At 62.2% G+C, this 15,238-nt stretch carries 14 protein-coding genes; 3 read left to right on the forward strand and 11 right to left on the reverse strand.

Features of this window, described 5'->3' with window-relative positions:
• Positions 1-17: 17 nt before the first annotated feature.
• Entirely contained in the window at positions 18-530 is a 513-nt protein-coding gene (locus ACP7C6_RS17050; protein ID WP_028618334.1) for a dihydrofolate reductase, read from the reverse strand.
• A 69-nt stretch (positions 531-599) separates the two neighbouring features.
• Between ACP7C6_RS17050 and ACP7C6_RS17055 the strand changes: the two genes are divergently transcribed.
• Together ACP7C6_RS17055 and ACP7C6_RS17060 are read left to right on the forward strand one after the other, a co-directional pair.
• The gene (locus tag ACP7C6_RS17055; protein ID WP_426109019.1) at positions 600-1,970 is read left to right on the forward strand and encodes a DUF2868 domain-containing protein; all 1,371 of its coding nucleotides are present in this window, start codon (positions 600-602) and stop codon (positions 1,968-1,970) included.
• Positions 1,963-3,330 (forward strand): DUF3482 domain-containing protein, encoded by a 1,368-nt coding sequence (locus ACP7C6_RS17060; protein ID WP_426109020.1) that lies wholly within the window; start codon positions 1,963-1,965, stop codon positions 3,328-3,330. The genes ACP7C6_RS17055 and ACP7C6_RS17060 overlap by 8 nt, the downstream gene beginning before the upstream one ends.
• Before the next feature lie 5 nt (positions 3,331-3,335).
• Here ACP7C6_RS17060 and ACP7C6_RS17065 read toward each other — a convergent pair whose 3' ends face one another.
• The 8 genes from ACP7C6_RS17065 to ACP7C6_RS17100 all read right to left on the reverse strand — a co-directional run bounded on the left by ACP7C6_RS17065 (position 3,336) and on the right by ACP7C6_RS17100 (position 12,914).
• Complete coding sequence (locus ACP7C6_RS17065; protein ID WP_426109021.1) at positions 3,336-3,875, reverse strand: hypothetical protein; 540 nt, start codon at positions 3,873-3,875, stop codon at positions 3,336-3,338.
• A gap of 91 nt (positions 3,876-3,966) precedes the next feature.
• On the reverse strand, positions 3,967-4,521 hold the full coding sequence (locus ACP7C6_RS17070; protein ID WP_426109022.1) for a phosphonate degradation HD-domain oxygenase: 555 nt from the start codon (positions 4,519-4,521) through the stop codon (positions 3,967-3,969).
• The gene (locus tag ACP7C6_RS17075) at positions 4,521-5,654 is read right to left on the reverse strand and encodes a TIGR03364 family FAD-dependent oxidoreductase (protein ID WP_426109023.1); all 1,134 of its coding nucleotides are present in this window, start codon (positions 5,652-5,654) and stop codon (positions 4,521-4,523) included. Before ACP7C6_RS17075 ends, ACP7C6_RS17070 begins: the two co-directional genes overlap by 1 nt.
• A 129-nt stretch (positions 5,655-5,783) precedes the next feature.
• Positions 5,784-6,797, reverse strand: coding sequence for a putative 2-aminoethylphosphonate ABC transporter substrate-binding protein (locus ACP7C6_RS17080; protein WP_426109024.1), 1,014 nt, complete (start codon positions 6,795-6,797; stop codon positions 5,784-5,786).
• A gap of 22 nt (positions 6,798-6,819) precedes the next feature.
• Positions 6,820-8,526, reverse strand: a complete 1,707-nt coding sequence (locus tag ACP7C6_RS17085; protein ID WP_068936370.1) for a putative 2-aminoethylphosphonate ABC transporter permease subunit — start codon at positions 8,524-8,526, stop codon at positions 6,820-6,822.
• 1 nt (position 8,527) lies between these two features.
• Positions 8,528-9,592 (reverse strand): putative 2-aminoethylphosphonate ABC transporter ATP-binding protein, encoded by a 1,065-nt coding sequence (locus ACP7C6_RS17090; protein WP_426109025.1) that lies wholly within the window; start codon positions 9,590-9,592, stop codon positions 8,528-8,530.
• 184 nt (positions 9,593-9,776) lie between these two features.
• On the reverse strand, positions 9,777-10,640 hold the full coding sequence (locus tag ACP7C6_RS17095; protein WP_028618342.1) for a LysR family transcriptional regulator: 864 nt from the start codon (positions 10,638-10,640) through the stop codon (positions 9,777-9,779).
• 15 nt (positions 10,641-10,655) lie between these two features.
• Positions 10,656-12,914: a heavy metal translocating P-type ATPase gene (locus ACP7C6_RS17100; protein WP_426109026.1), complete on the reverse strand. Its 2,259-nt coding sequence runs from the start codon at positions 12,912-12,914 to the stop codon at positions 10,656-10,658.
• An 85-nt stretch (positions 12,915-12,999) separates the two neighbouring features.
• Between ACP7C6_RS17100 and cadR the strand changes: the two genes are divergently transcribed.
• Positions 13,000-13,440, forward strand: coding sequence for a Cd(II)/Pb(II)-responsive transcriptional regulator (gene cadR, locus ACP7C6_RS17105; RefSeq protein WP_016979028.1), 441 nt, complete (start codon positions 13,000-13,002; stop codon positions 13,438-13,440).
• Positions 13,441-13,508: 68 nt separating this feature from the next.
• Here cadR and ACP7C6_RS17110 read toward each other — a convergent pair whose 3' ends face one another.
• Together ACP7C6_RS17110 and lgt are read right to left on the reverse strand one after the other, a co-directional pair.
• On the reverse strand, positions 13,509-14,342 hold the full coding sequence (locus ACP7C6_RS17110; protein WP_028618344.1) for a thymidylate synthase: 834 nt from the start codon (positions 14,340-14,342) through the stop codon (positions 13,509-13,511).
• A gap of 54 nt (positions 14,343-14,396) precedes the next feature.
• Positions 14,397-15,209 (reverse strand): prolipoprotein diacylglyceryl transferase, encoded by an 813-nt coding sequence (gene lgt, locus ACP7C6_RS17115; protein ID WP_010207296.1) that lies wholly within the window; start codon positions 15,207-15,209, stop codon positions 14,397-14,399.
• Between the last annotated feature and the right edge of the window lie 29 nt (positions 15,210-15,238).

Consider the following 15,238-nt stretch of genomic DNA (forward strand, 5'->3'; position numbering starts at 1 on the left):
GCTTGCCGGCGATGCTCCTAGGCCTTTTCCCAAACCTCGAAGTTATACGCCGGCTTATCTCCCTCAGCCGCATTCTCGACATTCGACACCAGCTTCCACTGCTTCGTATCAAACTCCGGAAACCAAGCATCCCCTTCCGGACTCAACGCCACCCGCGTCAAATACAGGCGATCCGCCTGCTCCAGCCCCTGCGCATACAATTGCGCACCGCCGATCAGCATCAGCTCGTCCACGCCTTGCGCCTTGGCCCATGCTTCAGCGCGCTCTACCGCCGCCTCCAGTGACGGAAAAACTTCCGCACCTTCAAGCGCCAGATCGGTCTGACGGCTAACCACGATGTTCAAGCGCCCCGGCAACGGTCGGCCCAGGGAATCCCAGGTCTTGCGCCCCATGATGATCGGCTTGCCAAGCGTGGTGGCCTTGAAATATTTGAAATCCCCCGGCAAATGCCAGGGCATGCTGTTGTCGACGCCGATCACACGGTTTTCACCGAGGGCTGCGATCAGGCTTAAAGGGAGAGTTTTTTTCATGGCGACGAGAATACCAGAGCCCCGAGCCAGGGGTTATGCTCCAGACTCACAAACACAACAGGACTACGCGTGACTCCACTGCACACACTCTGGCTGACAGAAACCGTGCGCCTGCGCGAAGAACACGCCGGCCCGCTGGAAGACCTGGAAGCCAACCGCCTGGCCCGCACGGCCGGGGGCGACCTGCCGACACGTATCCAGCAGCGCGCCTTGCACCTGGCCGAACGCGATGGGCTCACGGTGGCCCTCACCCGCTGGCTGCAAGGTGCGCGTCTGGCGCTGGTGCTGCTGGCAATCGTCGCGGTCATCAGCGGCGCAGGCCTGGCGTTTGCTGCACTGGGCAACGGTCTAACGCCGGTGAATGTGTTCTGGGCCTTGGGCAGCCTGCTTGGCTTGAACCTGATCCTGCTGGTCAGTTGGGCGTTGGGCCTGCTGTTTGCCGGTGAACACAGTGCCAGCCTGGGGCGACTATGGTTGTGGCTCAGCGAAAAATTCGCCCGTGATGCCAAAGCCGCCCAACTGGCGCCAGCACTGTTACTGCTACTGCAACGGCAGAAACTCAATCGCTGGGCCGTAGGCGTGCTGGTCAACAGTCTATGGTTGCTGGCGTTGCTCAGCGCCATGGTGATTCTGCTCACGCTACTCGCTACCCGCCGCTACGGCTTCGTGTGGGAAACCACCATTCTCGGTGCCGACACCTTCGTCGCCGTCACCCAGGCCCTCGGCACCTTGCCTGCTCTGTTGGGCTTCAATGTGCCGACCGTCGAGATGATCCGCGCCAGCGGCGACTCCGCCCTGAATATCGATAGCGCCCGCCAAGCCTGGGCCGCCTGGCTGGTCGGCGTGCTGCTGGTCTATGGCCTGCTGCCCCGCCTGATCCTCGCGTTGCTGTGCCTGTGGCACTGGAAACGCGGGCGCGCCGCCCTGCGCCTGGACCTCAACCTGCCCGGCTACAGCCCATTGCGCGAGCGTCTGATGCCGAGCAGCGAACGCCTTGGGGTCAACGATGCCGCGCCCGAGCAGTTGCACCACGTCAGCGGCGGCGTCAGTGAACTGGAAAGCGACGGCGCCCTGCTGGTTGCCATCGAACTGGACGACCAACATCCCTGGCCACCCAAACTGCCCGCCAGCGTGAAGAACGCCGGCATCCTCGACAGCCGCGAATCACGCCACAAACTGCTGGAGCAACTCTCGCGCTTCCCGCCCGCACGCCTGGCCGTCGCCTGCGACCCACGGCGCTCGCCGGATCGCGGCAGCCTGGCGCTGATCGCCGAACTCGCGCGCAGCGCCACCGCCACCCGCGTGTGGCTGCTGCAAGCGCCACCCGGCCAGGCGCTGGACGCCGAACGCCTAGGCGACTGGCACGCCGCGTTGCAGCAACTGGAGTTACCTTTCGCCGACTGCGCGCCGTTGAACTGGCTGGAGACGGGTCATGACTAAACCGCTGAAACTCGCCGTGGTCGGCCACACCAATGTCGGCAAGACCTCGTTGCTGCGCACCCTCACGCGTGATGTTGGCTTCGGTGAAGTCTCCCATCGCCCCAGCACGACACGGCATGTGGAAGGTGCGCGCTTGTCGGTGGACGGCGAAGCCTTGCTGGAGCTGTACGACACACCCGGCCTGGAAGACGCCGTCGCCCTGCTCGATTACCTGGAACGCCTGGATCGCCCCGGCGAACGCCTCGATGGGCCGGCCCGCCTGACGCGCTTCCTGGAAGGCAGCGAAGCCCGCCAGCGTTTCGAACAGGAAGCCAAGGTGCTGCGCCAACTGCTGGCCTCCGATGCCGGCTTGTATGTGATCGACGCCCGCGAGCCGGTGCTGGCCAAGTACCGCGACGAGCTACAAGTGCTGGCCAGTTGCGGCAAGCCGTTGCTGCCCGTGCTTAATTTCGTCAGCAGCAGCGACCACCGCGAGCCAGACTGGCGCGAAGCCCTGGCCCGCCTTGGCCTGCATGCGCTGGTGCGATTTGACAGCGTAGCGCCGCCGGAAGACGGCGAACGGCGCTTGTACGAAAGCCTCGCCCTGCTACTGGAAAGCGCGCGACCACAGTTGGAGCGCTTGATTCTTGACCAGGTGGCCCAGCGCCAGGCCCGCCAGCAAAGTGCTGCGCGACTGATCGCCGAACTGCTGATCGACTGCGCCGCCTGTCGCCGCAGTGTGGTCACTGAAGATGAGCAACAAGCCATCAGCGACCTGCGCAAAGCCGTGCGCCAGCGTGAACAAAAATGTGTGGAAGCCCTGCTCAAATTATTTGGCTTCCGCCCACAAGACGCCGCCGCCAGCGACTTGCCTTTGCTCAACGGGCGCTGGGGCGATGACCTGTTCAATCCGGAAACCCTCAAGCAACTCGGCGCGCGCGTCGGTGGCGGGATCGCCGCAGGCGCGGCAGCGGGTGCGGGCGTGGACCTGCTAGTCGGCGGCCTGACCTTGGGCGCCGCCGCCCTGGCCGGCGCGATTGCCGGTGGCGCCCTGCAGACCGCGCGCAGCTATGGCAGCCGGTTGCTGGGCAAAATCAAAGGCCAGCGCGAGCTGACCGTAGATGACAGCGTGCTGCGCCTGCTCGCCCTGCGTCAGCGCCAGCTGCTCAAGGCCCTGAACCTGCGCGGCCATGCGGCGATGCACAGCATCAAGGTCGATACACCCCAGGACAAGACCTGGCGCGAAGGCAAGTTGCCGGACGCGCTGCACAAAGCCCGCGCCCACCCGCAATGGTCGTCCCTCAACCCTCACGCCAGGCTCAGCCAGGCCGAGCGCCAGGAGCAGGTCGAAGCCCTGGCCGCTCGGCTTGATGAGACCTGACCGAGTTACTGCACAAACCACCCAAACGCCAGGAAAGCCGTACATAGCGAGCGAATCAGTTCTTTATCGGCTTTATCGACTACCCCATTGCGGTCGATGTCGCTATTGGTGAACGACTCCAACACGCCATCACTGTCGCCGTCATAAGCAGCCGCTTGGTAAACCAGCGACGACTTGCACCTAGACGTCGTGCGCTCATGGAAGTCGAGCTTGATCGCGTTGGGCATTCCGGTTTTACCGAAGTGATCGACGTACATCGTCAACGTACGCTGCCAATGGCTGCGCTGATTGAACCAGCCCAGTTTCAAGAAACTGTCGGCAAAACTATCAACCCGCTCTGTATCCAGCACACGTGGCCGGCTGACGGGGTTCAGGTCCTCCGCCCACTGTAGATCGACACGGCCATCGGCACTCATGTCCACCGCGAAGATCTCGTGAACCAGTTCATCCGGGCAACCTGCCTGATGCTCATAAAAATGCAGGATGACCGTAGCGGCGCGGCCATTACCACTCATGTCCTGGGCAGTGGCTTTCAAGTAACGCATCCGTGTTGCTCCTTAAGGTAAGAAGCAAACACCTTAATGACGCGATGCCCCCGCCTCCAGACGGCGAGTCTGCGTTGGGTGTAGGGCCTGTCTACGCAACCAGTAGCCGCGCAGCCTTTGCCTTGAGTATCTGCAGGTCAAGTACCGGCACATGCCTCTGCTTGGCCTGTTCATCCCAATGACGCATGCGCAAACTCACGGCGCACAGCGGGTCCTGCGCAAACGCCTGAGCCTCCTCGGCACTCATCACCCCACCCTGATACGCCAAGGTGCGGCGGCTGGCTTCGCTCAGGCACGCGTAATAGTCCGGCTGGCTGAAGGTCAGGTAGCGCTTGGCCTGCACGTGATACTCCACCAACGTGGCCATGCGCTCGCTGAACCCTGCGCGACGCAGATAGTCGGCCCCCAGCCGTTCATGGCTGACCACGCCATAACCCCCCATGTTTTCCTCGCCCTGGCCGCAGAGATGCCCGATGTCGTGGAAAAACGCCGCCAGCACCACTTCATCATCAAAGCCTTCGGCCATGGCGAGTTGCGCGGCCTGGGACATGTGCTCGATCTGCGACACCGGCTCGCCGATGTAATCCGCCGTGCCGTGCTGCTCATACAAGCCGAAGACCTCGGCGATGGTCTGTTCCGGGTTCATCACGCAGCTCCCCACAGGGTACTGATATTGTGCTCGGCCATCGCCGGCCCCACGCTCATGCCCACGCCCGTGTGCATCAACGCGGCGCTCACTCCCGGCGCCACGCGCAGGAATGAAAACGGCCCCGGCCCCCGCGAGCCGTACACACCCTGCCAACGCTCCACCACCTGGATTTTGCAGCCCAAGGTCTGCTCAGCCAGTTCGATCATCCAGTCATCCACCTGCTCGGCGTTGAAGGGCGACGCGTCGCTGCCGTAGTCATGGGAATCACCGATGATCAATTCGCCATGGGGCGTCGGGCTGATCAGAAGGTGAATGCCGTGTTCGTGCAGGTACGGAGCATCGCGCAGGATTTGCGCCTGCACCGGCGCCGCTTCCGGCAGGTCGGCGAAAGCGCCGTAGTGCACGCAGCTCAAGCCGGTGAGCAACGCGTGTTGCAGGTTCAGGTTGACGGCGGGCCGGGCACGTAACATTTGCAGACGGCAGATACTCGGATTGAGTTCGGCCATCGCTTCGGCCAGCAAGGTCTGGTAGTCGTGGCCGGAGCACACAATGATCTGTTCGCCGCGAAAGCTGCCTGCCGTGCTGTGCAACTGGCCCGGTTCGAGATCACGCACCAACGTGGAGAAATAAAACTCCACGTTCAGCTCTTGCGCCAGGTAGTTGATCAGCGCTGGGATCGCTTCACGGGAATACAGTTGCTGATCGTCCTTGCCGTGCAGCGCAGCGCGGTGATGACGAAACTGGCCGCCATACAGGTCCTTCATCGCCGCGCCTTGCAGCAGTTCGACGTTGTAGCCGTGCTCGTGTGCACGCCCCTCACAGAAGGCTTCCAGCAAGTGCTCTTCCGCTTCGGTGCGGGCAAACAGGTACGCGCCGTTGCGCTTGAGTTGCAGCCCGGCGACTTGCGCCCAATGGCCCCAAATGTCACGGCTTTGCCGTGCCAGGTCAAGCATCGGCCCCGGCGGTTGCCCGGTGACCAGGGCCTGGCCGAAGTTGCGCACCGAGGCGCCCAGTGGCGTGGCGCTGCGTTCGAACACCTTGACCTTGAGCCCGCGTTTGGCGGCGGCAAAGGCGTGGGACAGGCCGAGGATGCCGGCGCCGATAATCAGTAGATCACTGTGCTTCGTCATGGATTTCGCAGCCCTCTGTAGCAGCGAGCTTGCTCGCGAAGAGCGTCAACGATGACGCAGCGCTTCTGGTTGCTCGCGTCGCCTATTCGTTCTTCGCGAGCAAGCTCGCTCCTACAGGTAGAGGTAAAATTATTGTTTTTCCGACTTGCCGTCATAGCGCTTGCGCCACTCGGTCAAAATGCTGTCACGGTTCTTCGAAGCCCACGCGAAGTCGTTCTTGATCAGGCGTTGTTCATAGTCGGCTGGCAATTCGGTCTGCGGCTTGGCAATGCCAGGCTGAGCGAGGACGGCGAAGTTGTCCTTGTACAGGTCCATGGCAGCCGGGCTGGCGGAGAAATCCGCGAGCTTTTTCGCGGCGTCGGCGTTGTGGGTGCCTTTCATGACGGCAGTGGCTTCGATGTCCCAGCCCAGGCCTTCTTTCGGCAAGATGATGTCCAGCGGCGCGCCCTGGCGTTTCAACTGCACGGCCGGGTATTCGAAGGAAATACCGATCGGGAACTCACCCGAAGCCGCGAGCTTGCAAGGCTTGGAGCCGGAGTGAACGTACTGGCCGATGTTCTGGTGCAGGTCGTCCATGTACTGCCAGCCTTGCTTCTCGCCGTAGGTCTGCAACCAGGCGCTGACGTCCAGGAAACCGGTGCCGGACGAGGCAGGGTTGGGCATGACGATCTTGCCCTTGTACTCAGGCTTGGTCAGGTCCTGCCAGCTCACCGGCTTGGTCAGGCCCTGCTTTTCGGCTTCGACGGTGTTGAAGCAAATCGTTGCGGCCCACACATCCATGCCGACCCAGGCCGGCGGGTTGGCGGCGTCGCGGTAGTTCTTGCCGATCTTGTCCAGGTCCTTCGGCGCGTAGTTGTCCAGCATGCCCTGCTGATCGAGGATCACCAGGCTGGAAGCGGCCAGGCCCCAGACTGCGTCGGCTTGCGGGCGGTCTTTCTCGGCCAGCAGCTTGGCGGTGATGATGCCGGTAGAGTCGCGCACCCATTTGATTTCGATATCAGGGTTGGCCTGTTCGAAGGCCTTTTTGTAGGTCTTCAACTGCTCGGCTTCGAGGGCCGTGTACACGGTCAACTCGGTCTTGGCGAAGGCATTCAGGCTGAATGCAGTCAGTACGGCAGCGACCAGCGCCAGGGGCTTGAACATGGAGCACCTCCTTCAGGGATATTTATTGGCCGGGTGCGCTCTGGCGCCAGGCTTGGGAGCGGCGCAACGCGCCACGTGAGGCCCACGCCAGCAACAGCGAGACGCCGGCTGAGGTGAACAGGATCAGGGTCGACATGGCCGCCGCGCCGCCCACGTTGCCGGCGTCGTCCATGTTCAACACGGCGACGGCGGCGAGGATGGTGTCGGGGCTGTAGAGAAAAATCGCGGCTGACACCGTGGTCATTGCCGACACAAACAGGTAGCGCACGATGTCCAGCAACGCCGGCAGGCAGATCGGCACCGTCACTTTCAGGTAATGCCGGTACAGCGGTGCCTTGAGGGACAAGGCGGCGGCTTCGAACTCGGCGTCCAGTTGGCGCAGCGCCGTGGTGGCGGTCATCTGCGCGGTGGTCAGATAGTGAGCAATGGTGCACACCACTAGCAGGGTCATGGTGCCGTAGAACACGTGTAGCGGGTTGCCGTTGAGGTTGAAAAAGAACACGTAGCCCAGGCCCAGCACCAAGCCCGGTACGGCCATCGGCACAAAGCTGAGCATGCGCAGGGCGAGGTTGAGGCCTTTCTGGCCCTTGGTCTTTTCCATCAGGTACGCGCCGGTGAAGATCAACACGCTGCCGATCAATGCGGTGCACAGCGCCATGGTCAGGCTGTTGCGATAGGCCAGCCAGCCGCCGCCAGCCGTGTCTTCGAACTGGTAGTGGTTGAGCGACAGCGACAGGTTGTACGGCCAGAACTTCACCAGCGACGAATACACCGCCATGCCGAACACCAGCAGTAACACGGCGCAGATCAGCAGCACGATGGCCAGGTAGCAGCCGTCCCTCATGCGCGATGGCGCCGGTTGGAACACTTGGGCACGGCCGCTCATGGAATCGCCATGACGGCGGCGCAGCCAGGCATCCACAGCAAAGCTGAACAGCGCCGGTAGCAGCAACACCATGCCGATCAGCGCGCCGCGACCGAACTGTTGCTGGCCGACCACCGCCTTGTAGGCTTCCAGCGCCAACACCTGATAATCGCCGCCAACCACCACGGGCACGCCGAAGTCGGTGATGGTCAGGGTGAACACCAGACAGAACGCGGCGAACACGGCCTGGCGCGTGGCCGGCCAGGTAATGCTGCGAAACGCCCGCGCCGGGCTGGCGCCCATGCTGGAGGCTGCATCGAACAGGCGCGCATCCGCCAGGGACAGCGCCGACAACAAAATCATCAAAGCGTGTGGGAAGGTGTAGATCACCTCACCCAGCACAATGCCCCAGAAGCCGTAGATATTGTCCGAGAGCAACCCGCGCAGCATGCCCTGGTTGCCGAACAAGTAGACCAGCGCAATGCCCGGCAACATCGACGGCGCCATCAACGGCAGCAACGACATGCCACGCCAGATCGCCTTGCCGGGGATCAACGTGCGTTGCAGGGCGTAGGCAAACAGGTAGGCCAGCGGTACGACGATAGCCGCCACGCTGAGGGAAACTTTCAGGCTATTGCCCAGCAGCCAGTGGAAGTTGGCGCTGGTGATCAGTTCCTGTGCAGCCACCAGACCACCGCCCTGCCCGGCTTCACTACTGAAACCGCGCCAGAAGATCGCCAGCAGCGGCATCAAGACAGCCAGGCCCAGCAGCAACAGCCACAGCAGTTTGCCGCCGACGATGAAAATTCGGTCACCGGTTTCGGCGCGGGACACCGGTCGTGGCAGCGTCATGACAGCGGCCATCTCAGGCAAACACCTGCAGGCTGCGCGGCGGCAAGGCCACCCAGATGTCCTGGGCGCCCAGGCGCGGCATGGCTTCCGGGGCCAATTCAGCGAGCAGCGGATGACCGGGCAGTTGCTCCAGCTCGAAACTCATGCGGCAACGGTTGCCGAGGAAAGTGATCTCGCGGACCTTGGCCGGAAACAGGTTTTCTTCATGCACCGGCGGGTTGACGCTGATCGCCTCAGGGCGGCAGAACAAGCGGCCGGACTTGGCCACACCGGCATCGTCGGCCAGGCGCATGTTCATCCCACCGACCTGGGCGTGACTGGCACTGTTGCGACTGAACGGCAACCAGTTGCCCTGGCCGACAAACTCCGCCACGAACGGCGTGGCCGGGCGGTCGTAGATCTCCTGGGGCGTGGCGTATTGCTCGACCTTGCCGTTGTTCATCACGGCGATGCGGTCGGCCATCAGCATGGCTTCGTCCTGGTTGTGGGTGACCATCAGCGTGGTGATGCCCAGGCGACGTTGCAGTTGGCGCAACTCGGTGCACAGATGCTCACGGACGCGGGCGTCGAGGGCCGACATTGGCTCGTCCAGCAACAACAGTGAAGGTGCAGGCGCCAGGGCTCGGGCCAGTGCGACGCGTTGTTGCTGTCCGCCGGAGAGTTGGCCGGGGTATTTCTTTTCGCTGCCGACCAGGCCGACCAATTCCAGCATCTGCCCGACACGCTTGCGCACTTCCTCGCGACCGCTGCCAGTGAGGCCGTAGCCGATGTTCGCTTCGACGGTAAGGTTGGGGAAAAGCGCGTAGGACTGGAACAGAATGCCGTAGTCCCGTGCCTGGGGCGGCAGTAGGGAAACATCACGGCAGCCCAGGTACAGTTCGCCGCTGTCCTGGCGCTCCAGGCCAGCGATGCAACGCAGCAAGGTGGTCTTGCCGCAACCGGACGGGCCCAGCAGGCACACCAGCTCGCCGGCGGCGACGTCCAGGGAGACGTTGTCCAGCGCGGTGAAGGCGCCGAAGCGTTTCTGGATACCGCGCACTTTCATCGGCGCGCCGGGTTGGGTCAGGGCTGTGTTCATGCAAGGCACCTCATCGAACTGATGAAGCCCATGCTAGGCAGGCAATGCGTCCCTCATGTGGCAGAAAGGCAAAACCCGGCGATAGTGGTATTGGTGGATTTGGGTAGGACGCGAACACCATTGTGGTGAGCGGGCTTGCCCCGCGCTGGGCAAGCTCGCTCACCACAGAGATCTTACTCGACCGTTAGAGTGGAGACATTTCCTGCGCCAACCCCAGGAACGCCGCCGGCAATCGTGCGCCTTTGCGCTCCTTGAGGCAGTACAGGTACTCCGGAATCTGCGGCGCATTCTCGATAGTCAGCACGCGCAGTTGCGGGTCGTGTGGCACTTCCTGCCGCGCAATGATGCTGATGCCTATGTTGCGCAACACCGCCTCACGGATCGACTCGCGGCTGCCAATCTCCAGCAACGGGCCATAGCTCACGTTGGCGCTTTGCAAGAGTTCCTCAGTCAGGCTCCGCGTGGTTGAGCCCGCCTCGCGCATCAACAATGTGTGCCCGGCCAACGCCGAGAGCGGCACATGATCCAACTTGGCCAGCGGATGGTTGCGATGCACTGCCAGCACCAGCGGGTCGGTGCCCAGCACACGGCGGATCAGGCGCGGGTCCTCCAGCAGTTGCGAGGAGGCGGCGACGTCGACGCGGTAGTCGTCCAAGGCTTCAAGCACTTGTTGGGAGTTGCCGATTTCCACCGACACTTCCACTTGCGGCAGACGCTCGCGGAAGGCTTTGACCAGGTCGAGGATGTAGTAAGGCGCCGTGGCGGCAATCCTCAATGCGCCCTGGACCTGGCCACTGTTGCGCAGGAAAAACTCGATGTCCGCTTCTTGCTGCAACAGCGCCTTGACCATCGGCAGCAAGCGCGCACCCTCGTCGCTGACGGTGAGGCGGCGGCCGCCGCGGTAGAACAGCTCGACGCCGTACTGGCTTTCCAGGTTACGGATCTGGGTGGTGACCGTAGGTTGGCTCAGGCCGAGCTTTTTCGCCGCCTGGGTGATGCTACCCAGGCGGGCGACCATGAAAAAAGCCTTTAACTCGGCACTCAGCACACCACCCTCTCATCTCTATTTGCGCAACAGGCGCAGACCATTGAACACCACCAGCAGGGCCACGCCCATGTCGGCGAACACCGCCATCCACATGGTGGCCAAGCCCAGGAAGGTGACCACCAGGAAGATCGCCTTGATTACCAACGCCAGGGCGATGTTCTGCTTGAGAATACTCGACGTTTGCCGCGACAGACGAATGAATGCCGGAATCTTGCGTAAATCATCGTCCATCAAGGCCACGTCGGCGGTTTCAATGGCGGTATCGGTGCCCGCTGCGGCCATGGCAAAACCGATCTCGGCACGGGCCAACGCCGGGGCGTCGTTGATGCCGTCACCGACCATACCCACGCGGTGGCCTTGGCCGTAGAGCGATTCGATGGCTTGCAGCTTGTCCGTCGGCAACAGGTCACCCTGAGCCTGGTCGATGCCCACCTGGGCGGCAATCGCCTGGGCGGTGTGAGTGTTGTCGCCGGTGAGCATCAGGGTCTTGATGCCCAGCTCGTGCAGTTGTTGGATAGCTTCGCGGCTGCTGTCCTTGACCGTGTCGGCCACAGCGAACAGTGCCAATGGGCCGGACTTATCGAGTAACAGCACCACCGATTTGCCCTGTTTTTCCAGGGCGAAGAGTTTTTCTTCCAGTTCCGGCGAGCACAGGCCCAGGTCTTCCACCAGGCGGTGGTTGCCCAGGTGGTAGGTTTCGCCGTTGATGTCACCACGCACGCCCCGACCGGCCAGGGCCTCGAAGTTATCCACAACATGGGTGGGCAGGTTTTTATCCACAGCCGCGTTGGCAATCGCCAGCGACACCGGGTGATCGGAACGCCCGGCCAGACTGGCGGCCAAAGCCGGCGCGCTGTCTGCGACATTGGGGAACAGCGCCAGGTAATCGGTTTGCACCGGCTTGCCGTGCGTGATGGTGCCGGTCTTGTCGAGGGCCACATAGTCGAGCTTGTAACCACCCTCCAAGTACACGCCGCCCTTGATCAAGATGCCTTTACGCGCCGCCGCCGCCAGGCCGCTGACGATGGTCAACGGGGTGGAAATCACCAGCGCACACGGGCACGCCACCACCAGCAGCACCAGGGCGCGGTAGATCCAGTCGAACCAGGCGCCGGCCATGAACAGCGGCGGAATAATGGCCACGCCGAGGGCGAACAGAAACACCGCCGGGGTGTAGATTTTCGAGAAGCTGTCGACAAAGCGCTGGGTCGGCGCGCGCGCGCCTTGGGCCTGTTCCACCGCGTGAATGATGCGCGCCAAGGTGGAGTTGTTGGCCGCTGCAGTGACTCTGTATTCCAGGGAACCGGCCTGGTTGATGGTGCCGGCGAAGACCTTATCGCCCACGGTCTTTTCGATCGGCAGGCTTTCACCGGTGATCGGCGCTTGGTCGATGGTGGATTGGCCGGCGGTGACTTCCCCGTCCAAGCCGATACGCTCGCCAGGTTTTACCCGCACGATTGCGCCCAACTCAATGCTTTTGACTTCTTTTTCAACCCAGGAACCATCAGCCTGCCGCACCGTGGCTTGCTCCGGCGTCATCTGCATCAAGCCGCTGATGGCATTACGCGCACGGTCCAGGGACTTGGCTTCGATCAACTCGGCCACGGTGAACAGGAACATCACCATGGCGGCTTCCGGCCATTGGCCGATCAGGATCGCACCGGTGACGGCGATGCTCATCAGGGCATTGATGTTCAGGTTGAGGTTTTTCAGGGCAATCCAGCCCTTTTTGTACGTGGTGAGGCCGCCGCTGAGGATCGACACCAACGCTACCAATGCGATCACCCAGGTGGGCGCGACGCCACTGAAGTGCAGCACTTCGGCACCCAACGCACCCACGCCGGACAACGCCAGGGGCCACCAATGTTTCTTGGCCGGTGGCTCTGCGGCCGGGGTGCCCTCTTCGATCGGATCAGCCTGCATCCCCAGGGATTTGATCGCTTCGATGATCGGTGCAGTACTCGGCAAGTCGTGAGTGACGCCGAGGATGCGGTTGATCAGATTGAACTCCAGCTGCTGCACGCCGGCCAGCTTGCCCAGTTTGTTCTGGATCAGCGTCTGCTCGGTGGGGCAGTCCATGGCTTCGATGCGGAAAGTGCTCAGCCGCGAGCCGGCGGTGGGCGCCTCGCTCAGTTGCACCAGCGCCGGAGTTGGAGTGCCGGAACAGCAGGAGCCGCCGTGGCCGTGGTCATGTACAGGCGTGAGTTTTTTCGGGGCATGATCGTGGTCGTGATCATGCTCGTGTTTATGCGGGGTGTGGATGGAATCGCTCATTCTGTCGCGTCCGTAAAGGTGCCTGTTGCCAAGTAAAGACCCTGTAGCCACTATAGGGTCAAGCACCCATTTGGAGATTGCTGCGATGAAGATCGGCGAACTGGCCAAACTGACCGACTGCCCGGTGGAAACCATCCGTTACTACGAGAAGGAAGGCCTGCTGCCACCCCCGGCGCGCACCGACGCCAATTACCGCGTTTACACCCAAGCGCACACCGAGCGACTGGTGTTTATCCGTAATTGCCGCAGCCTGGACATGACCTTGGAAGAAATCCGCAGCCTATTGGGCTTGCGCGACAGCCCCCAGGACCAGTGCGAAAACGTGAATGCGTTGATTGACGAGCACATCCACCATGTGAAGGCGCGGATCGATGGGCTGTTGGCGTTGCAAGAGCAATTGCTGGACTTGCGCCAACGCTGTGGCGGCGGGCCCGAGTGCGGGATTCTGCAGCGGCTGGAAGTCAGCGGGAGTGTGGCAGCCAGCGAGGCTGAGCCCTCGCATGTAGGCAGAAGCCACGGCCACTAAATCAAGTGAACACCGGCTAAATGTGGGAGCGGGCAAGTCGAATCGTCGCACCGCCGCTCCCACATTGATCAGATGGCGACGTCGGCCTTGATGCTTGGGTCGGCGTCGTAACCGACGATTTCGAAGTCTTCAAACTTGTAGTCGTAGATCGACGCAGGCTTGCGCTTGATTACCAGCTCCGGCAGCTTCTTCGGCGTGCGCGCCAGCTGGGTCTGGATCTGCTCCATGTGGTTGCTGTAGGCATGGGTGTCGCCGGTGGTGACGATGATCTCGTGAGGGATCAGGTCGCACTGCTGGGCCAGCATATGGGTGAGCAAGGCCAGCGCGGCGGTGTTGTACGGCAGGCCGAGGAACACGTCGGAGCTGCGAATGTACAACTGCATCGACAGGTGACCGTCGTGCACAAACGCCTGGTACAGCAGGTGGCACGGCGGCAGGGCTTGCTTGCCGTTGCGCGCGTTTTCCTGCGGGCTCTGGGTCTCGTCGGGCAGGTACTCGACGTTCCAGCCGTGGAACAGGATGCGGCGGCTGTTGGGGTTGGTCTTCAGCGTGTGGACCATGTAATCGATCTGGTTGATCGTGCCACCGTCCTTGGTCGGCCAGGCGGTCCACTGTTCGCCGTACACCGGGCCTAGGTCACCGTCTTCGGTGGCCCATTCGTCCCAGATCTTTACGCCGTTTTCGTTGAGCCATTTGATATTGGTGTTGCCGCTCAACATCCAGATCAGTTCGTTGGCGATGCTTTTGAAGTGAAGCTTCTTGGTGGTCAGCAGCGGGAAGCCGTCGGCCAAGTTATGCCGATACTGACGGGCAAACACGGCCTTGGTGCCGGTGCCGGTGCGATCGCCCTTGGTCAATCCATTGGTCACGACGTCGTTCAGCAGTTCGAGATATTGCTTCATTTTTTTACCCGTATCGTTGAAGCCGAGGCAGCGCAACAGCCTCGGCATTCGAATTTAAAGCGCGGTGTTCTTCAAAGGTTGCGGGCGATTGTACGCCCACCACAGCAAGCCCAGGCCGCCGAGGATCATCGGCAAGCTGAGGATCTGGCCCATGGTCACCCAACCGAACGCCAAATAGCCCAACTGTGCATCCGGCACGCGCACGAACTCGACGATGAAGCGGAAGATCCCGTAGAACAACGCGAACATGCCCGACACCGCCATGGTGGGGCGCGGTTTGCGCGAGAAGATGTACAGGATAAGGAACAGCGCCACGCCTTCCAATGCGAACTGATAAAGCTGCGACGGGTGGCGCGGCAGTTGCGCCGGGTCACTGAACGGCGGGAACACCATGGCCCACGGCACGTCGGTCGGCTTGCCCCACAGTTCGGCGTTGATAAAGTTGCCGATACGCCCGGCGCCCAAGCCGATCGGTACCATCGGCGCAACGAAGTCCATCAGTTGGAAGAACGATTTGCCGTTGCGACGGCCGAACCACCAGGCGGCGATCATCACGCCGATAAAGCCGCCGTGGAACGCCATGCCGCCCTTCCACACCTCGAAGATCAGCGTCGGGTTGGCGATGTACGCGGAGAGATCGTAGAACAACACATACCCCAGGCGTCCGCCGACAATCACCCCCATCGACAGCCAGAAAATCAGGTCGGAGAGTTTCTCCTTGGTCCAGGTCGGGTCGAACCGGTTCAGGCGTCGAGAGGCCAGAAACCAGGCACCGCCGATGCCGATCAGGTACATCAACCCGTACCAGTGGATTTTCAGCGGACCGATGGCCAGGGCCACCGGGTCGATCTGCGGGTAAGGCAGCATTGCGACTCCTCGTTAATCATTCGTTATGG

The organism is Pseudomonas sp. TWR1-1-4, from assembly GCF_049897165.1.
GTDB lineage: Bacteria > Pseudomonadota > Gammaproteobacteria > Pseudomonadales > Pseudomonadaceae > Aquipseudomonas > Aquipseudomonas canadensis.

Coding starts and splice junctions, on each gene's coding strand:
- ACP7C6_RS17050 (WP_028618334.1), bottom strand. CDS start 530: ATGAAAAAAACTCTCCCTTTAAGCCTGATCGCAGCCCTCGGTGAAAAC.
- ACP7C6_RS17060 (WP_426109020.1), top strand. CDS start 1,963: ATGACTAAACCGCTGAAACTCGCCGTGGTCGGCCACACCAATGTCGGC.
- ACP7C6_RS17065 (WP_426109021.1), bottom strand. CDS start 3,875: ATGCGTTACTTGAAAGCCACTGCCCAGGACATGAGTGGTAATGGCCGC.
- ACP7C6_RS17070 (WP_426109022.1), bottom strand. CDS start 4,521: ATGAACCCGGAACAGACCATCGCCGAGGTCTTCGGCTTGTATGAGCAG.
- ACP7C6_RS17075 (WP_426109023.1), bottom strand. CDS start 5,654: ATGACGAAGCACAGTGATCTACTGATTATCGGCGCCGGCATCCTCGGC.
- ACP7C6_RS17080 (WP_426109024.1), bottom strand. CDS start 6,797: ATGTTCAAGCCCCTGGCGCTGGTCGCTGCCGTACTGACTGCATTCAGC.
- ACP7C6_RS17085 (WP_068936370.1), bottom strand. CDS start 8,526: ATGGCCGCTGTCATGACGCTGCCACGACCGGTGTCCCGCGCCGAAACC.
- ACP7C6_RS17090 (WP_426109025.1), bottom strand. CDS start 9,592: ATGAACACAGCCCTGACCCAACCCGGCGCGCCGATGAAAGTGCGCGGT.
- ACP7C6_RS17100 (WP_426109026.1), bottom strand. CDS start 12,914: ATGAGCGATTCCATCCACACCCCGCATAAACACGAGCATGATCACGAC.
- cadR (WP_016979028.1), top strand. CDS start 13,000: ATGAAGATCGGCGAACTGGCCAAACTGACCGACTGCCCGGTGGAAACC.
- ACP7C6_RS17110 (WP_028618344.1), bottom strand. CDS start 14,342: ATGAAGCAATATCTCGAACTGCTGAACGACGTCGTGACCAATGGATTG.
- lgt (WP_010207296.1), bottom strand. CDS start 15,209: ATGCTGCCTTACCCGCAGATCGACCCGGTGGCCCTGGCCATCGGTCCG.